We start from the raw sequence: 16,154 nt of genomic DNA on the forward strand, positions 1-16,154 counted from the left end.
GACGCTGATGATAGGTAGATCCTTTTTATTCTTTAATTTTTTGCTGGTTTAACTGCTGTAATGCCTGTTTGATATCCTGGATTAAATCTTGAGAATGTTCGAGTCCGATACAAAAACGGACTAAAAGTCCTTCTTTTAAGTGGGAATGTTCCAGTACACGCATATCTTTCAGGTTGTACAGCATGACCAGACTGATCGGTCCGCCCCAGCTAAAGCCCAGTTTAAACAGTTCTAGTGCATCGCAGAAGCGACGGATATCTTCTAGGGTATATTCGGGCTTAAAAATCACACTGACCAGACCGGCACTGTGTTCTTCCTTACAAATTTCTTTCCAGTATTGATGTCCTGCTGATTCGGTATTGGCAGGATGTAGCACTTGGACAAATTCTGATTGCTGTTTGAGCCAGTCCAGTAGTGTTAGACAGCTTTCAGACTGGTGTTGATAGCGCACCTGCATTGAAGCCAGACTACGTTGTACCTGTGCTACATCATCACCCGACACACTAATCCCCTGAATGGCATGCATCCGGAATAATTGATGATGCAGTTTCTGGTCACAGGTCACTACTGAACCCATCAAGATGTCACCGCCACCACTTGGATATTTGGTCAATGCATGTACAGTCACATCTACACTTAAATGCTCATCGCCAAAATCGAAGGCATTAAAAGCCAGCCCTGCACCCCAGGTATTATCCAGTGCTGTCAGTATGTTATGCGCTTTGGCTTTTTTCACCAGATTGATCAGGTCGGGAAATTCCAGGGTCACGGAACCTGCTGCTTCTAACCAGATGAGTTTGGCTTTATCGGTAGGCTGGAAAGCCTCTGCATCAATCGGATTATATACTTTAATGCTAATACCATAACGCGTTTGCAGGTTACGCAGGTGTTCCATGTTTGGGCCATAAATGTTGTCTGCCACCCAGACTTCATCCCCCTGGGTAAGAAAACATGAATTCACTAAATTAATAGCCGACAAGCCACTTGGTGCCAGCAGGCAATATTTTCCGCCTTCGATCTGGGCAATGTTGTCGCCTAAAGTAAAGGTTGTAGGTGTGCCGTGGGTGCCATAACTATAATCATAATCATCGCTCCAGTGGCGATTAAACAGTGCATCGGTGTTCTCAAAAATAATCGTCGATGCACGAAACACGGGAGGTTGAACGGTAGAAATATATTGTGGGGCTTTTCGTGGTGCGTGAATGAGGGCTGTTTGTGAGTTTTTTTTCAAGGTGATGCTCTAAGTCGTACCAAAATTAGTCTTAGCTTAAGAGAAACACGCGGATTAGGCTATATAAATGCCGAAATGTATAGAAACCTTAATTTACGCCTAAAGTTGGCTTCATTCTTGCTAAAACTATGGCAGAGCTAAAACAATAGGCGGAGGCGCATGAAGTCGCATTTAAGAGTACATTATTTTCAGCATATTGCTGGTGAAGGGTTCGGCAGTTGTTATCAATTCTTAAAACAGCATCACGCTAAAATTACCGCAACGGAATTTTTTGCCTTACCTGTAGATCGACCACTTGATATCGAGGCTTTGCCGCAAGTGGAAGATGTAGATTTGCTCATCATTATGGGTGGAGCAATGAGTGTTAATGATGAAGCAAATTATCCCTGGTTAAAAGTAGAAAAGCGCTGGATCAGGCGTTATTTATCTATGGGTAAACCGGCCCTTGGTTTGTGTCTGGGCGGGCAATTGATTGCCAATGCTTTGGGGGCGGCGGTCAGGCGCAATGAACAGCAGGAGTTAGGTTTGACAGAGGTACGTAGGGTGAAGCATGTGTCTGAAGAGTGTTTTGAGTTGCCAGAACAGTTTAAGGTCATGCAATGGCACAGTGAAACCTTTGAAATCCCGAAAGGCGCTATTCATCTGGCGGAAAATGATGCCTGCCGCAATCAAATGTATCAAATTGGAAAAAATGTCTTGGGATTTCAATTTCATCCTGAAATAACCCCGGAGGTACTGCAACTGTTTTTAGAAAATGATGAAGAGTTAGAGAGCTTTTCCGGTCAATATGTGCAAACGGAACGTCAATTAAAAAGTATGTCAAAAAGTGACTTTATTAAAGGAAATCAAATACTAAACCAGGCAATAGAGTACGTTTTACAAAAAACAGCATGCTGAGTTATTTTTAAACAAAATACTAAAAGGATAAACAGAAAAAAAGAGGAAAAAGTTAAAAAGGGATTTGCTTAAGCGTTAAACAATCGCTATAATGGGCGACCCTTTGATGAAAGGGGGTTGGCTACGAATAAAGTAGTTAACATCGTGACAGTCGTGGCATCGATCATGACCTTAGTGATAATTCACTGCTCTTGACACTTGCCCACATAAAGTGGGGTGAGATGCGTCAAGAGTGATTCTTTATATATATTTGGCTTGGAGTTAACTGGTATGTCTAACCAGAGAATTCGTATCCGTCTTAAGTCTTTTGATCACCGTTTAATTGATCAATCAGCTCAAGAGATCGTAGAAACAGCAAAACGTACTGGCGCACAAGTGTGTGGTCCAATCCCGATGCCTACTCGCATCGAACGTTTCAACGTTTTAACATCACCACACGTTAACAAAGATGCGCGTGACCAATACGAGATCCGCACTTACAAACGTTTGATCGACATCGTTCAACCTACAGATAAAACTGTTGATGCATTGATGAAGTTGGATCTTGCAGCTGGTGTTGATGTTCAGATCGCTTTGGGTTAAGGCTTTCGGTTAATTAACGCTCTAAGTTAATTAGGCCGCTTTTTTAGAGGTTTATGCACATGGCTATTGGTTTAGTCGGTCGCAAGTGCGGTATGACTCGTATCTTTACAGATGCTGGTGTTTCTGTACCTGTAACAGTGATTGAGGTTGATCCTAACCGCATCACTCAAATCAAAACGCTTGAAACTGATGGTTATCAAGCGATTCAAATCACTACTGGTGAACGTCGCGAATCTCGCGTAACTAACGCTCAGAAAGGTCACTTCGCTAAAGCGGGTGTTGCTGCTGGTCGTCTGGTTCAAGAATTCCGCGTATCAGAAGCTGAGCTTGAAGGTCGTGAAGTTGGCGCTACTATCGGTGTAGATCTGTTCACAGTAGGTCAAATTGTTGACGTAACTGGCCAGTCTAAAGGTAAAGGCTTCCAAGGTGGTGTTAAGCGTTGGAACTTCCGTACTCAAGACGCTACTCACGGTAACTCTGTTTCTCACCGTGTTCTGGGTTCTACAGGTCAAAACCAGACTCCTGGTCGCGTGTTCAAAGGCAAAAAAATGGCTGGCCATTTAGGTGCTGAACGCGTAACTACACAGGGTCTTGAAATCGTTGCTATCGACGCTGAACGTTCAGTTCTGGTTGTTAAAGGCGCGGTTCCTGGTGCTACTGGTGGCGACGTAACTGTTCGTCCTACGATCAAGGCCTGAGGGGAAATAACGTGAATTTAAATACTGTTTCCGGCTCTGCTGTTGAATTATCTGAAGTTGCTTTCGGTCGTGAATTTAACGAAGCTCTTGTACACCAAGTTGTTACAGCTTACTTAGCTGGTGGTCGTCAAGGTTCGAAAGCTCAGAAATCACGTGCTGACGTATCTGGCGGTGGTAAAAAGCCATTCCGTCAAAAAGGTACTGGCCGTGCGCGTGCTGGTTCTATTCGTAGCCCGATCTGGGTAGGTGGTGGTAAAACTTTTGCTGCTCGTCCACAAGATTGGTCTCAAAAAGTTAACCGTAAAATGTACCGCGGTGCTATGCAATGCATCCTGGCTGAACTTGTTCGTCAAGATCGCTTGGTTTTAGTTGAAGAGTTTGCTGTTGCTGCTCCAAAAACTAAAGAGTTGCTTGCAAAACTTAACGACTTGAATGCTACTCGTGCATTAATCGTTACTGATGCTGTTGATGAGAACTTGTATCTTGCTGCACGTAACATTCCACACGTTGATGTGGTTGATGCTGCTGCAATTGATCCTGTTAGCTTGATCGCGTTCGACAAAGTTGTTATGTCTGTAGCTGCTGCTAAGAAAATTGAGGTAGAACTCGGATGAACAACGAACGTATCTATCAAGTCCTGCAAGGACCTGTATTCTCAGAAAAAGCACAAGTTTTAGGTGAAACTGCTGGTGTTCAAGTTTTTAAAGTTGCATTAAATGCAAACAAACTTGAAATCAAAAAAGCAGTGGAACAACTCTTTGGTGTTCAAGTTGTTAAAGTTAACACAACGATCACTAAAGGTAAGACTAAACGCTTTGGTAAAACATTAGGACGTCGTTCTGATGTTAAAAAAGCATACGTCACCCTGAAAGCTGGCCAAGATGTTGAAATGGCTGACTTGGGCGATACCGCTGAAAGCGCAGCGGAATAAGGACGAGAATTATGCCTATTCAAAAATGTAAGCCAACGTCACCAGGACGTCGCTTTGTAGAGAAAGTCGTTCACGACCATCTTCACAAAGGCGCGCCTTATGCTCCGTTGGTTGAAGCTAAAAAACGTACTGGTGGTCGTAATAACAACGGTCACATTACAACTCGTCACGTTGGTGGTGGTCATAAACAACACTACCGTATCGTTGACTTCAAACGTAACAAAGACGGCATTCCAGCTGTAGTTGAACGTATTGAATACGATCCTAACCGTACAGCTCATATTGCTTTATTAAAATATGCTGACGGTGAACGTCGTTACATCATTGCGCCTAAAGGTTTGCGTGCTGGTGATAAAGTACAATCTGGTAACGATGCTCCAATTCGTCCAGGTAACTGCTTGCCACTTCGCAACATGCCTATCGGTTCTACTCTTCACAACATCGAACTTAAAATCGGTAAAGGCGCGCAATTAGCTCGTTCAGCTGGTACTTCTGTTCAGTTGTTGGGTCGTGACGGTTCTTACGCTATCGTTCGTTTACGTTCTGGTGAAATGCGTAAAATTCACGTTGAATGCCGTGCTGTTTTGGGTGAAGTTTCTAACTCAGAAAGCAACCTTCGTTCACTAGGTAAAGCTGGTGCATCACGCTGGCGTGGTGTTCGTCCTACCGTTCGTGGTATGGCGATGAACCCAGTTGACCATCCACACGGTGGTGGTGAAGGGCGTAACAAAGGTATTCAACCTGTAAGCCCATGGGGTCAAAAAGCTAAAGGGTACAAGACACGTACCAACAAGCGTACGACTAAGATGATTATTCGCGACCGTCGCGTTAAGTAACAAGTAAAGGAATCTGACAATGCCTCGTTCTCTGAAAAAAGGCCCATTCGTCGATGCGCACTTGTTCGCTAAGGTTGAAGCGGCTGTAGCGAGTAACTCTCGCAAGCCGATCAAAACTTGGTCGCGTCGTTCGATGATTCTCCCAGATTTTGTTGGTCTAACAATTTCTGTTCATAATGGTCGTAACCATGTTCCAGTGATTGTATCTGAACACATGGTTGGTCATAAACTCGGTGAATTCGCGCCAACTCGTACCTATCGTGGTCACGGTGTTGACAAGAAATCTAAACGTTAAGGTGCGATGATGGAAGTTACTGCTAAATTACGCGGTGCCGCTATCTCGGCACAAAAAGCACGTTTGGTTGCAGATCTGATCCGTGGCAAATCTGTTGCTCACGCTTTAAATATCTTGAACTTCAGCAACAAAAAAGCTGCAGTTTTAGTTAAAAAAGCGTTGGAATCTGCGATTGCAAACGCTGAACATAATAACAGTTTAGATGTAGACGACCTTACAGTATCTACGATTTACGTTGACGAAGGCATCAGCCTTAAACGTATTATGCCACGTGCTAAAGGCCGTGCAGATCGTATTACTAAGCGTACTTGTCACATCACCGTTAAGGTAGGGGTTTGATATGGGTCAGAAGGTTCATCCAATCGGTATCCGCCTAGGTGTTGTGAAACGTCATAACGCTAACTGGTATGCGAATCCGAAACAATACGCTGAATACTTGCTTAAAGATTTGCAAGTTCGTGAGTTTTTAATTAAAAAACTTAAGAATGCAATGATCAGCAATATTCTTATCGAACGTCCTACAGGCGCTGCTAAAATTACTATTAGCACTGCTCGTCCTGGTATCGTTATCGGTAAAAAAGGCGAAGACATTGAAAAATTACAACGCGAATTAACATCTATTATGGGTGTTCCTGCGCAAGTAAGCATCAACGAAATCGATCGCCCAGACTTAGACGCTCGTTTAGTTGCTGAAGCGATCGCTTCTCAATTAGAGAAACGTGTAATGTTCCGTCGTGCTATGAAGCGTGCGGTTCAGAACACGATGCGTGCTGGTGCTAAAGGTATCAAAGTTGAAGTTTCTGGTCGTTTAGGTGGTGCTGAGATTGCTCGTACTGAGTGGTATCGTGAAGGTCGTGTACCTTTGCATACGCTTCGTGCAGACATCGACTACGCTACTATGCGTGCTGAAACGACTTACGGTACGATTGGTGTTAAAGTTTGGATTTTCCGTGGTGAGATTTTAGGTGGCATGAAACAAGTCATGAACCCTGCTCCTGCTGAAGAACGTCCAGCTAAACGCGGTCGCGGTCGTGGTGAAGGTCAAGAGCGTCGTGGTCGTCGCAATGATCGTTCTGCTGAAAAAGGAGAATAATCCATGTTGCAACCTAAACGTACTAAATTCCGCAAAGTGCAAAAAGGCCGTAACACTGGTCTAGCACACCGTGGTAGCACAGTATCTTTCGGTACTATCGCACTTAAATCTATTGAACGTGGTCAAATGACTGCGCGTCAAATTGAAGCTGCGCGTCGTACAATTAGCCGTCGTATTAAACGTGGTGGTAAGATCTTTATCCGTGTTTTCCCGGACAAGCCAATTACTGAAAAACCATTAGAAGTTCGTATGGGTAAAGGTAAAGGTTCTGTGGAATACTGGGTTTGCCAAATCAAACCAGGTAAAGTCTTGTACGAAATTGATGGTGTTAACGAAGAATTGGCTCGTGAAGCATTTACGCTTGCAGCTGCTAAACTTCCGTTTAAAACCACTATCGTGACTCGGACGGTAATGTAATGAAAACTAAAGATCTACGTGAAAAATCGGTAGAAGAGTTGACAGCTTTGCTTGATGAGCAACAGCTTAACCAATTCCGTCTTCGTATGGCTAAGGCAACTGGTCAATTGGGTAAATCGCATGAAGTTGCGCTTACTCGTAAGACTATTGCTCGTATCAAGACACTCCTTACCGAAAAACAGGGGAACGGACAATGAGTGAACAAACAGTTCGCACGTTAACCGGTAAAGTTGTAAGCGACAAAATGGACAAGTCTATTGTTGTGCTTATTGAACGCCGCGTTCAACACCCGTTGTATGGCAAATCAATCCGCCGTTCAACTAAATTACACGCTCATGATGAGAACAATGTTGCTAAAACTGGCGACGTAGTGACCATTAAAGAAAGCCGCCCAATTTCTAAAACTAAGTCTTGGACTTTAGTTGAAGTGATTGAAGCAGCTGCTGAGTAATTAGACGTTCTTGTTGCATCATCGGTTAATTTCGAGTACTCTTTGAGCCTTTCGAAATGTGACCGGTGATGCTCGGTTTTGGAGTAGGGCAATGATTCAAACCGAAAGTATGCTCGACGTAGCAGACAACAGTGGTGCTCGCCGCGTACAATGTATTAAAGTACTTGGTGGTTCACATCGTCGTTATGCTTCTGTTGGCGACATTATTAAAGTTACTGTAAAAGAAGCTATTCCACGCGCACGTGTTAAAAAAGGTGACGTGATGAATGCTGTAGTTGTACGTACAAAATTTGGTATCCGTCGTCCAGACGGTTCAGTGATTCGTTTCGACGATAACGCTGCTGTAATTTTGAACAACAACAAAGCGCCGATTGCAACTCGTATTTTCGGACCAGTGACTCGTGAACTTCGTACTGAACAGTTCATGAAAATCATTTCATTGGCTCCTGAAGTTCTATAAGAGGCACTCATGGCTAAGATTAAAAAAGGCGATCAAGTAATTGTGATCGCAGGTAAAGAAAAAGGCAAACAGGGTACTGTGTTGTCAGTTTCTAATGACCGCGTTAAGGTTGAAGGCCTTAACTTGGTGAAGAAGCATCAAAAGCCTAACCGAGCTACTGGCGCTGAAGGCGGCATCGTAACTCAAGAAGCTGAGCTTCATATCTCAAACGTGGCAATTTTTAATGCTACAACCCAAAAGGCTGACCGTGTTGGTTACCAAACGATTGAAGGCGTGAAAACTCGCGTTTATAAATCTAACGGTGAATCAGTGGCGGTAGCGAAGTAATAGGTTGAAATAGGCAATGGCCAGACTTAAAACACGTTACAACGACGTACTTAAAGCTCAGTTACAAGAGCAATTGGGCGTTAAAAATGTGATGGAGATTCCTCGCATCACTAAAATCACCATTAATATGGGTGTTGGTGCAGCATCAGCTGACAAGAAATTGTTAGATGGCGCTCTTTCTGATATGCAAGCGATTGCTGGTCAAAAACCAGTTCTTACTCTAGCTCGCAAATCAATCGCTGGTTTCAAAATCCGTGATGGTTGGCCGATTGGTTGTAAAGTTACTTTACGCGGCGAACAAATGTACGAATTCTTAGACCGTTTGATCTCTATCGCGATCCCTCGTATTCGTGACTTCCGCGGTTTTTCTGCGAAATCATTTGATGGTCGTGGTAACTATTCGATGGGTTTGAAGGAACAAATCATGTTCCCTGAAATCGATTTCGATAAGATTGATCGTATTCGTGGTATGGATATTACCATTACTACGACTGCTCGCACCGATGACGAAGGCCGTGCGCTTATGCGTGCATTCGGCTTCCCGTTCAAATAAGAGGTCGATATGGCTAAGAAAGGTATGATTAATCGCGAATTGAAACGCGAAAAAACAGTTGCTAAATTTGCTGCAAAACGTGCTGAATTAAAGGCTACGATTGCAAATGTAAATGCGAGCGACGAAGAACGTTTCGATGCGATGATGAAGTTACAGGCATTACCACGTAATGCGTCTCCAGTACGTCTACGTAACCGTTGTGGTTTAACTGGTCGTCCTCATGGTTACTTCCGTAAGTTCGGTTTAAGCCGTAACAAATTACGCGATACAGTAATGCAAGGTGATGTACCGGGCGTTGTTAAGGCAAGCTGGTAAGGAGCACTATAAATGAGTATGCAAGATACCGTTGCCGACATGTTAACCCGTGTTCGTAACGCACAAATGGCAAAGAAACAAACTGTTTCTATGCCAAATTCTAAGTTGAAGGTTGCAATTGCAAACGTACTTCAACAAGAAGGTTATATTTCAAACGTAGAAGTTGCAGATGCTGAAGGCAAACCAACTTTAACACTTACGTTAAAATATTTTGAAGGCAAACCAGTTATCGAAACTGTGAAACGTGTAAGCCGTCCAGGTCTACGTCAGTATCGCGGTAAAGATGCACTTCCTAGCGTTAAGCAAGGTTTGGGTATTGCAATTGTTTCTACAAGCAAAGGCATCATGACTGATCGCGCTGCACGTGCTGCGGGCATCGGTGGTGAAGTTATTGCTTTTGTTTCTTAATAGGTGATTCCTCATGTCTCGTGTGGCTAAAGCCCCAGTAACTGTACCTAACGGTGTAACAGTTACTCAGAACGGCCGGCAGGTCGAAGTGAAAGGCAGCAAAGGTACATTGTCTTTCAACCTGCATGCGCTGGTCGAGCTAAAACAGGAAGAAGGTCAACTTCAAATTGCTCCTAAAGCTGAGTCGAAAGACGCTTGGATGCAAGCTGGTACTGCTCGCGCTGTGTTAAACAACCTTGTAAAAGGTGTTAGCGAAGGTTTCGAACGCAAGTTACAACTTATCGGTGTTGGTTATAAAGCTGCGGTTAAAGGTAACGTTGTTAACCTTAACCTTGGTTTCTCTCACCCGATTGATTACAACCTTCCAGAAGGTGTAACTGCTGAAACTCCTACAGCGACTGAAATCATTCTTAAATCTGCTGATAAAGCAGCTTTAGGTCAAGTTGCTGCAGATATCCGTGGTTACCGTCCACCAGAGCCTTATAAAGGTAAAGGTGTTCGTTATTCTGACGAAGTTGTACTTCGTAAAGAAGCTAAGAAGAAATAAGGCGCGAGGTTCTTATGAACGAAAAGAAACAATCCCGTTTGCGTCGTGCGAAAAGCACACGCTTGCACATTCGTGCATTGGGTGCGACTCGCTTGTGTGTAAACCGCACACCGCGTCACATCTATGCTCAAGTTATCTCAGCAGATGGTGGCAAAGTTTTAGCTCAAGCTTCAACTTTAGATGCTACTTTACGTGCTGGTACAACTGGTAACGTTGATGCGGCTCAAAAAGTGGGTGCTTTAATTGCAGAACGTGCGAAAGCAGCTGGCGTAACTAAAGTTGCATTTGACCGTTCTGGTTTCAAATATCATGGTCGTATCAAAGCCTTGGCTGATGCTGCTCGTGAAAACGGCTTGGAGTTCTAATCATGGCTAAAGTTGAACAAAACGAAGGTCTTGTTGAAAAGCTGGTTGCCGTTGATCGTGTAGCCAAAGTTGTTAAGGGTGGTCGTATCTTCTCTTTCACAGCACTAACTGTTGTGGGTGATGGTAATGGTCGCGTAGGTTTTGGTCGTGGTAAAGCACGTGAAGTTCCAGCTGCTATTTCTAAAGCACTTGAAGCTGCACGTCGTAACATGATTACTGTTGAGCTTGTTAACGGTACTGTACAACACCCTATTAATGCTCGTCATGGTGCAAGCCGCGTTTACATGCAACCTGCTTCTGAAGGTACTGGTGTAATTGCTGGTGGTGCTATGCGTGCAGTTCTAGAAGCTGTTGGCGTACATAACGTATTGACAAAATGCTATGGTTCTACAAACGCTGCTAACGTAGTGAACGCAACTTTTAAAGGTTTGCGTGACATGACTTCTCCTGAGAAAGTCGCTGCGAAACGTGGTCTTTCAGTAGAACAAATTCAAGGGTAATCAATCATGAAAACGATTAAAGTTACCCAGACTAAATCTTCTGCGCACCGCTTGAAAAATCACAAGCTTAGCCTTAAAGGTTTAGGTCTGCGTCGTATTGGTCATACTGTAGAAGTGCAAGATACGCCTTCTAACCGCGGTATGATCAACCAAGTCTACTATATGGTTAGTGTAGAGGAATAAGCCATGACTCTGCGTTTAAATACTATTGCACCTGCAGAAGGTGCTAAACGTGAAAACCTTCGTTTAGGCCGTGGTATCGGTTCTGGCGTTGGTAAGACTGGTGGCCGTGGTGTCAAAGGTCAAAAATCACGTAAGAGCGGTGGCGTACGTCCAGGTTTCGAAGGTGGTCAAACTGCGTTATATCGTCGTTTACCTAAATTCGGCTTCACTAGCCAACTTGCTTTAAAAACTGCTGAAGTACGTTTATCAGAGCTTGCTAAAGTTGAAGGTGATATCATTTCACTTGAAACTTTAAAAGCTGCCAATGTTGTACGTAAAGATATGACTCGTGCTCGTATCGTACTTTCTGGTGATATTACTCGTGCATTCACTGTACAAGGTGTTGCTTTGACTAAAGGCGCTAAAGCTGCTGTTGAAGCTGCTGGCGGTAAAGTCGAGGAGTAATCGCTAGTGTCTATGTCTCCTAGTTCTTCAGGTCATGTCAACATGATGAAAGGCCAGCCATTTCATGTGAAATATCGTGAAATTATTCGTCGATTAATGTTTTTGATTGGCGCATTACTGGTCTTTCGACTAGGAGCACATATTCCGCTGCCGGGTATTGATAATGTCGCTTTAGAACGTTTTTTCAAAGCTAATGAAGGTACTTTCTTAGGTTTGTTTAATATGTTCTCTGGCGGAGCATTAGAGCGAATGTCAATTCTTGCGTTGGGAATCATGCCATATATCTCTGCATCGATTATCGTGCAGTTGATGTCAACAGTCGTTCCTTCGCTGGAAGCGTTAAAGAAAGAAGGCGAGCAGGGTAAGCGTAAGATTAATCAATATACGCGTTACGGCACGTTATTACTTGCATTGGTACAAGGTGTGGGTATGTGTGCTGGTCTGATTAGCCAAGGAATTACCTTGACCTCAGGACTGGCTTTTTACATTCCTGCTGTAACTTCATTGGTTGCAGGCACTATGTTCTTAATGTGGTTGGGAGAGCAAATTACCGAACGTGGTGTTGGTAATGGGATCTCTATGATCATTTTTGCAGGTATCGTTGCTGGTTTGCCAAATATTGTAATTCAAGCATTCACTTCGGTGGATAATGGTCAATCGAGCTTAATTGGTCTGGCTGTATTTGCATTACTTTCAGTTGCGGTTCTTGCTGCGATTGTATTTATTGAAAAGGCACAACGTCGTATACCGGTTAACTATGCTCAAAAGCAACAAGGGCGTCGCGTATTTACTGCACAGCAGACACATTTGCCATTGAAATTGAATATGGCGGGGGTTATTCCAGCAATTTTTGCGAGTTCATTATTGCTGTTCCCTGCAAGTTTAGGTCAATGGTTGGGTAGTTCTGATCCAAATGCAGGAATCGTAAAGCGTAGCCTACAAGATTTGGCATTGGTATTATCGCCTGGACAACCTTTGTATTTGGTGCTCTTCGGTGCGTTAATTATCTTTTTCTGTTATTTCTATACTGCACTTGTGTTCAGTCCTAAAGAAGTATCAGAGAACTTGAAACGCAGCGGAGCTTATGTACCTGGTATTCGCCCAGGTGAGCAAACTGCTCGTTACTTAGATCATATTCTTAATCGTTTGACATTCATTGGTGCAATTTATATTACGGTCATCTGTTTGATGCCAATGATTCTGCAAAGTTCTTTTGGTATTCCATTCCATTTGGGTGGTACATCTTTGCTGATCGTAGTGGTTGTTGTGATGGACTTTATGGCTCAGCTACAAGCCCATCTCACTTCGCACCAATATGACAATCAAACGTTAATGAGAAAAACGACTGCTCATCCTAAAGGATAAGCGCACTTGAGGTTTCATCATGAAAGTACAAGCTTCTGTTAAAAAAATTTGTGGTAGCTGTAAAGTTATCCGTCGTAATGGGGTTATCCGCGTGATTTGTAGCGCTGAACCTCGTCATAAGCAGCGTCAAGGTTAATCTGATCAAGACCTGTTGATTTCAGTAGGCTAATTAGGTTATTATCCGCCCCTCAAGATATTTGTGGGGCGGTTGATTATCTCTACTGCCTTTTTGGAGAAAGTGAATGGCTCGTATTGCCGGTGTAAACATTCCGGATAACAAGCATGCTGTTATCTCCCTCACGTATATTTTTGGTATCGGTCGCCACACTGCTAAGAACATCTTAGCTGCTGCTGGTATTGCACCAACTACTAAGATCCGTGAATTGGATGATGCTCAGCTTGATGCGATTCGTGCAGAAATTACCAAGGTTCCAACCGAAGGTGATTTACGTCGCGAAATTTCCATGAACATTAAACGTTTAATGGATTTAGGCTGCTACCGCGGTCTTCGTCATCGTCGCAGCTTGCCTGTCCGTGGACAACGCACCAAAACTAACGCACGTACCCGTAAAGGTCCGCGCAAACCTATTAAGAAATAAGATTTCTGGAAGCTAAAAGATGGCTAAAGATACTCGCACACGCAAGAAGGTCACTCGTACCGTCTCTGAAGGTGTTGCACACATTCACGCTTCTTTTAATAACACCATTGTGACTATTACCGATCGTCAAGGTAATGCACTGGCTTGGGCCACTTCAGGTGGACAAGGCTTCCGTGGATCACGTAAATCAACTCCGTTTGCTGCTCAGGTAGCTGCTGAAGTTGCTGGTAAAGCAGCTTTGGATTACGGTTTGAAAAACTTGGATGTCCTTGTAAAAGGTCCTGGTCCTGGTCGTGAGTCTGCGGTTCGTGCTTTAGGTGCAGTGGGTTATAAAATTAACAGCATTACCGATGTGACGCCAATCCCGCACAACGGTTGTCGTCCACCTAAAAAACGTCGTGTGTAAGGAGAATCATTCATGGCTCGTTATATTGGTCCAAAATGCAAACTCTCTCGCCGCGAAGGGACAGACCTGCAATTAAAATCTGGCGTTAAACCATTTGACGTTAAGACAAAAAAACATGCTAAAGCACCTGGCCAACATGGCGGGGCTCGTGGCAGCAAACAATCTGAGTACTCACTACAATTACGTGAAAAACAAAAAGTACGTCGTATGTACGGTGTGTTAGAACGTCAATTTAGTAACTACTATAAAGAAGCTGCTCGTGTTAAAGGCGCAACAGGTGAAAACTTGTTGAAACTGCTTGAAAGCCGCCTTGATAACGTAGTTTATCGCATGGGTTTTGGTTCTACACGTGCAGAAGCTCGTCAGCTTGTATCTCACCGTAGCATTACTTTGAATGGTCGTCGTGTTAACATCGCGTCTATCCAAGTTAAAGCTGGCGATGTAATCGCAGTTCACGAAGGTGCTAAACAACAATTGCGTATTAAAGGCGCAATTGAATTGGCTGCTCAACGTGGTATTCCTTCTTGGATGGAAGTTGACCATTCAAAACTAGAAGGTACGTTTAAAGCTGCACCGGATCGTTCTGATTTACCTGCTGAAATCAACGAAAGCTTGATTGTAGAATTGTATTCTAAATAATCCTTGAGGTAGCAATAATGACGCGTACTGCAAATGAGTTTCTAACTCCGCAAGCGATCAAGGTCGAAGCGGCTAGCGGGACCTCGGCAAAAGTGATTCTGGAACCATTAGAGCGTGGCTTTGGTCATACTCTTGGTAATGCTTTACGTCGTATCCTTCTTTCTTCTTTACCTGGCGCTGCTGTGGTTGAAGTTGAAATAGAAGGGGTTGAGCACGAGTACAGTACCTTGGAAGGCTTGCAGCAGGACATCGTCGAGCTCTTGCTGAACCTAAAAGGATTGTCGATTAAGCTGTTCGATCAAAACGAAGCATATTTGACATTAGAAAAACAAGGTCCAGGCGATGTAACAGCCGCTGATCTTCGTTTACCTCATAATGTTGAAGTGGTAAACCCTGAGCATTTGATCGGCACTTTAAGTGCTTCAGGCAATTTAAAAATGCGCCTGAAAGTTTCTCAAGGTCGTGGTTATGAAACTTCTGACTCACGTTTCCCAGAAGGCGAGACTCGCCCTGTGGGTCGCTTACAGTTAGATGCTTCTTATAGCCCAATCAAACGTGTGTCTTATACAGTAGAAAATGCTCGTGTAGAACAACGTACTGACCTTGATAAACTGATCATTGATCTTGAAACAAACGGTACAGTTGATCCTGAAGAAGCAATCCGTAAAGCGGCAACAATCTTGCAACAACAAATTGCAATTTTTGTTGATCTTCAGAAAGATCAAGCTCCTGTTGCTCAAGAGCCTCGCGAAGAAGTGGATCCAATCTTGCTTCGTCCAGTAGATGATCTAGAGCTTACTGTTCGTTCTGCTAACTGTTTGAAAGCAGAAAATATTTACTACATCGGTGATTTGGTTCAACGTACTGAAGTGGAGTTGTTAAAAACTCCTAACCTCGGTAAAAAATCGTTAACTGAAATCAAAGATGTTCTGGCTTCTAAAGGCTTACAACTCGGCATGCGTTTAGAGAACTGGCCACCAGCTAGTCTCCGTATGGACGACCGTTTTGCCTATCGTAGCCGTTAATTAAGTAGGACTATCACCATGCGTCATCGTAATAGTGGTGTGAAATTAGGCCGTACAAGCAGTCATCGTAAAGCGATGTTCCAAAACATGGCTAACTCTTTGTTCGAGCACGAGTTGATTAAAACAACTGTGCCTAAAGCTAAAGAGTTACGTCGTGTAGCTGAGCCTTTAATCACTTTAGCTAAAAACGATACTGTTGCAAACCGTCGTTTGGCGTTTGCTCGTACTCGTTCAGCAGCAACTGTTGGTAAATTATTTACCGTTCTTGGCCCTCGTTACAAAGAACGTAACGGCGGTTATCTACGTGTTCTTAAAGCGGGCTTCCGTGCAGGTGATGCTGCACCGATGGCTTACGTTGAGCTAGTAGATCGCGAAGTTAACTAATTTCGCAAGAAGAGCTTCAGTTGTTTTAAAAAAGACCGGTGTTTCACCGGTCTTTTTTATGCCTGATGATTTTTAATTCTCTGATAATTTAAACTTTTGTCCTGAACTGACATATTTTTTATGACTTTCATACAAACTTGACATTGAGTATTGTCAATTTTATGGTTTAATAAAATAAAGCTTAAACAGGTTATAAAAAGAAC

General features: G+C 43.5%; 29 protein-coding genes and 1 pseudogene. 29 read left to right on the top strand and 1 reads right to left on the bottom strand.

Annotation, left to right across the window (positions count from 1 at the left end; translation table 11 throughout):
• Positions 1 to 25: 25 nt before the first annotated feature.
• Complete coding sequence (locus ACE01T_RS04380; RefSeq protein ID WP_180080466.1) at positions 26 to 1,231, bottom strand: PLP-dependent transferase; 1,206 nt, start codon at positions 1,229 to 1,231, stop codon at positions 26 to 28.
• Between the two features lie 159 nt (positions 1,232 to 1,390).
• On the opposite strand from ACE01T_RS04380, the gene ACE01T_RS04385 reads away from it, so the two are divergent.
• The 29 genes and pseudogenes from ACE01T_RS04385 to rplQ all read left to right on the top strand — a co-directional run bounded on the left by ACE01T_RS04385 (position 1,391) and on the right by rplQ (position 15,951).
• Entirely contained in the window at positions 1,391 to 2,128 is a 738-nt protein-coding gene (locus ACE01T_RS04385; RefSeq protein ID WP_180080462.1) for a type 1 glutamine amidotransferase, read from the top strand.
• A 270-nt stretch (positions 2,129 to 2,398) separates the two neighbouring features.
• Positions 2,399 to 2,710: a 30S ribosomal protein S10 gene (gene rpsJ / locus ACE01T_RS04390; protein WP_000070912.1), complete on the top strand. Its 312-nt coding sequence runs from the start codon at positions 2,399 to 2,401 to the stop codon at positions 2,708 to 2,710.
• 59 nt (positions 2,711 to 2,769) lie between these two features.
• On the top strand, positions 2,770 to 3,408 hold the full coding sequence (gene rplC, locus ACE01T_RS04395; protein ID WP_086195775.1) for a 50S ribosomal protein L3: 639 nt from the start codon (positions 2,770 to 2,772) through the stop codon (positions 3,406 to 3,408).
• Positions 3,409 to 3,419: 11 nt separating this feature from the next.
• Positions 3,420 to 4,022 carry a 50S ribosomal protein L4 gene (gene rplD / locus ACE01T_RS04400; protein ID WP_086195774.1) on the top strand — a complete coding sequence of 201 codons (603 nt, stop codon included), beginning with the start codon at positions 3,420 to 3,422 and terminating at the stop codon, positions 4,020 to 4,022.
• Complete coding sequence (gene rplW / locus ACE01T_RS04405; RefSeq protein WP_086195773.1) at positions 4,019 to 4,339, top strand: 50S ribosomal protein L23; 321 nt, start codon at positions 4,019 to 4,021, stop codon at positions 4,337 to 4,339. Before rplD ends, rplW begins: the two co-directional genes overlap by 4 nt.
• A gap of 11 nt (positions 4,340 to 4,350) precedes the next feature.
• The gene (rplB, locus tag ACE01T_RS04410) at positions 4,351 to 5,175 is read left to right on the top strand and encodes a 50S ribosomal protein L2 (RefSeq protein ID WP_086195772.1); all 825 of its coding nucleotides are present in this window, start codon (positions 4,351 to 4,353) and stop codon (positions 5,173 to 5,175) included.
• Positions 5,176 to 5,194: 19 nt separating this feature from the next.
• Positions 5,195 to 5,470 (top strand): 30S ribosomal protein S19, encoded by a 276-nt coding sequence (gene rpsS, locus ACE01T_RS04415; protein WP_004869548.1) that lies wholly within the window; start codon positions 5,195 to 5,197, stop codon positions 5,468 to 5,470.
• Between the two features lie 9 nt (positions 5,471 to 5,479).
• Positions 5,480 to 5,809 carry a 50S ribosomal protein L22 gene (rplV, locus tag ACE01T_RS04420; protein ID WP_086195771.1) on the top strand — a complete coding sequence of 110 codons (330 nt, stop codon included), beginning with the start codon at positions 5,480 to 5,482 and terminating at the stop codon, positions 5,807 to 5,809.
• 1 nt (position 5,810) lies between these two features.
• Positions 5,811 to 6,627, top strand: a pseudogene (gene rpsC / locus ACE01T_RS04425) (30S ribosomal protein S3).
• Positions 6,567 to 6,980, top strand: a complete 414-nt coding sequence (gene rplP, locus ACE01T_RS04430; RefSeq protein WP_067669331.1) for a 50S ribosomal protein L16 — start codon at positions 6,567 to 6,569, stop codon at positions 6,978 to 6,980. Before rpsC ends, rplP begins: the two are co-directional and overlap by 61 nt.
• On the top strand, positions 6,980 to 7,177 hold the full coding sequence (gene rpmC, locus ACE01T_RS04435) for a 50S ribosomal protein L29 (RefSeq protein ID WP_004650482.1): 198 nt from the start codon (positions 6,980 to 6,982) through the stop codon (positions 7,175 to 7,177). The genes rplP and rpmC overlap by 1 nt, the downstream gene beginning before the upstream one ends.
• The gene (gene rpsQ, locus ACE01T_RS04440) at positions 7,174 to 7,431 is read left to right on the top strand and encodes a 30S ribosomal protein S17 (RefSeq protein ID WP_086195769.1); all 258 of its coding nucleotides are present in this window, start codon (positions 7,174 to 7,176) and stop codon (positions 7,429 to 7,431) included. The genes rpmC and rpsQ overlap by 4 nt, the downstream gene beginning before the upstream one ends.
• A gap of 91 nt (positions 7,432 to 7,522) precedes the next feature.
• Entirely contained in the window at positions 7,523 to 7,891 is a 369-nt protein-coding gene (gene rplN / locus ACE01T_RS04445; RefSeq protein WP_004657680.1) for a 50S ribosomal protein L14, read from the top strand.
• A 9-nt stretch (positions 7,892 to 7,900) separates the two neighbouring features.
• Complete coding sequence (rplX, locus tag ACE01T_RS04450; RefSeq protein WP_086195768.1) at positions 7,901 to 8,218, top strand: 50S ribosomal protein L24; 318 nt, start codon at positions 7,901 to 7,903, stop codon at positions 8,216 to 8,218.
• Positions 8,219 to 8,234: 16 nt separating this feature from the next.
• The gene (rplE, locus tag ACE01T_RS04455; RefSeq protein ID WP_086195767.1) at positions 8,235 to 8,771 is read left to right on the top strand and encodes a 50S ribosomal protein L5; all 537 of its coding nucleotides are present in this window, start codon (positions 8,235 to 8,237) and stop codon (positions 8,769 to 8,771) included.
• A gap of 9 nt (positions 8,772 to 8,780) precedes the next feature.
• Positions 8,781 to 9,086: a 30S ribosomal protein S14 gene (gene rpsN / locus ACE01T_RS04460; protein WP_086174452.1), complete on the top strand. Its 306-nt coding sequence runs from the start codon at positions 8,781 to 8,783 to the stop codon at positions 9,084 to 9,086.
• 12 nt (positions 9,087 to 9,098) lie between these two features.
• The gene (gene rpsH / locus ACE01T_RS04465; RefSeq protein WP_086195766.1) at positions 9,099 to 9,494 is read left to right on the top strand and encodes a 30S ribosomal protein S8; all 396 of its coding nucleotides are present in this window, start codon (positions 9,099 to 9,101) and stop codon (positions 9,492 to 9,494) included.
• A gap of 13 nt (positions 9,495 to 9,507) precedes the next feature.
• Positions 9,508 to 10,041, top strand: coding sequence for a 50S ribosomal protein L6 (gene rplF / locus ACE01T_RS04470; RefSeq protein ID WP_086195765.1), 534 nt, complete (start codon positions 9,508 to 9,510; stop codon positions 10,039 to 10,041).
• A gap of 14 nt (positions 10,042 to 10,055) precedes the next feature.
• A complete protein-coding gene (gene rplR, locus ACE01T_RS04475; RefSeq protein ID WP_086195764.1) occupies positions 10,056 to 10,406 on the top strand; it encodes a 50S ribosomal protein L18 in 351 nt (116 codons plus the stop codon).
• 2 nt (positions 10,407 to 10,408) lie between these two features.
• Positions 10,409 to 10,906, top strand: coding sequence for a 30S ribosomal protein S5 (rpsE, locus tag ACE01T_RS04480; protein WP_086195763.1), 498 nt, complete (start codon positions 10,409 to 10,411; stop codon positions 10,904 to 10,906).
• 6 nt (positions 10,907 to 10,912) lie between these two features.
• Entirely contained in the window at positions 10,913 to 11,089 is a 177-nt protein-coding gene (gene rpmD, locus ACE01T_RS04485; RefSeq protein WP_067762901.1) for a 50S ribosomal protein L30, read from the top strand.
• Positions 11,090 to 11,092: 3 nt separating this feature from the next.
• The gene (gene rplO / locus ACE01T_RS04490; protein WP_086195762.1) at positions 11,093 to 11,533 is read left to right on the top strand and encodes a 50S ribosomal protein L15; all 441 of its coding nucleotides are present in this window, start codon (positions 11,093 to 11,095) and stop codon (positions 11,531 to 11,533) included.
• 45 nt (positions 11,534 to 11,578) lie between these two features.
• A complete protein-coding gene (gene secY / locus ACE01T_RS04495) occupies positions 11,579 to 12,898 on the top strand; it encodes a preprotein translocase subunit SecY (protein WP_171263179.1) in 1,320 nt (439 codons plus the stop codon).
• Between the two features lie 19 nt (positions 12,899 to 12,917).
• On the top strand, positions 12,918 to 13,034 hold the full coding sequence (gene rpmJ / locus ACE01T_RS04500) for a 50S ribosomal protein L36 (RefSeq protein ID WP_000867907.1): 117 nt from the start codon (positions 12,918 to 12,920) through the stop codon (positions 13,032 to 13,034).
• 106 nt (positions 13,035 to 13,140) lie between these two features.
• Positions 13,141 to 13,497 carry a 30S ribosomal protein S13 gene (gene rpsM, locus ACE01T_RS04505; RefSeq protein WP_086174447.1) on the top strand — a complete coding sequence of 119 codons (357 nt, stop codon included), beginning with the start codon at positions 13,141 to 13,143 and terminating at the stop codon, positions 13,495 to 13,497.
• Positions 13,498 to 13,516: 19 nt separating this feature from the next.
• On the top strand, positions 13,517 to 13,903 hold the full coding sequence (rpsK, locus tag ACE01T_RS04510; RefSeq protein ID WP_001040166.1) for a 30S ribosomal protein S11: 387 nt from the start codon (positions 13,517 to 13,519) through the stop codon (positions 13,901 to 13,903).
• Between the two features lie 12 nt (positions 13,904 to 13,915).
• Positions 13,916 to 14,542, top strand: a complete 627-nt coding sequence (gene rpsD, locus ACE01T_RS04515) for a 30S ribosomal protein S4 (protein WP_086195760.1) — start codon at positions 13,916 to 13,918, stop codon at positions 14,540 to 14,542.
• A gap of 17 nt (positions 14,543 to 14,559) precedes the next feature.
• On the top strand, positions 14,560 to 15,567 hold the full coding sequence (locus ACE01T_RS04520) for a DNA-directed RNA polymerase subunit alpha (protein WP_004869497.1): 1,008 nt from the start codon (positions 14,560 to 14,562) through the stop codon (positions 15,565 to 15,567).
• Between the two features lie 18 nt (positions 15,568 to 15,585).
• On the top strand, positions 15,586 to 15,951 hold the full coding sequence (rplQ, locus tag ACE01T_RS04525; protein ID WP_004281488.1) for a 50S ribosomal protein L17: 366 nt from the start codon (positions 15,586 to 15,588) through the stop codon (positions 15,949 to 15,951).
• Positions 15,952 to 16,154: the final 203 nt, after the last annotated feature.

The organism is Acinetobacter uliginosus (assembly GCF_044130295.1).
In the GTDB taxonomy this organism is placed as follows: Bacteria; Pseudomonadota; Gammaproteobacteria; order Pseudomonadales; family Moraxellaceae; genus Acinetobacter.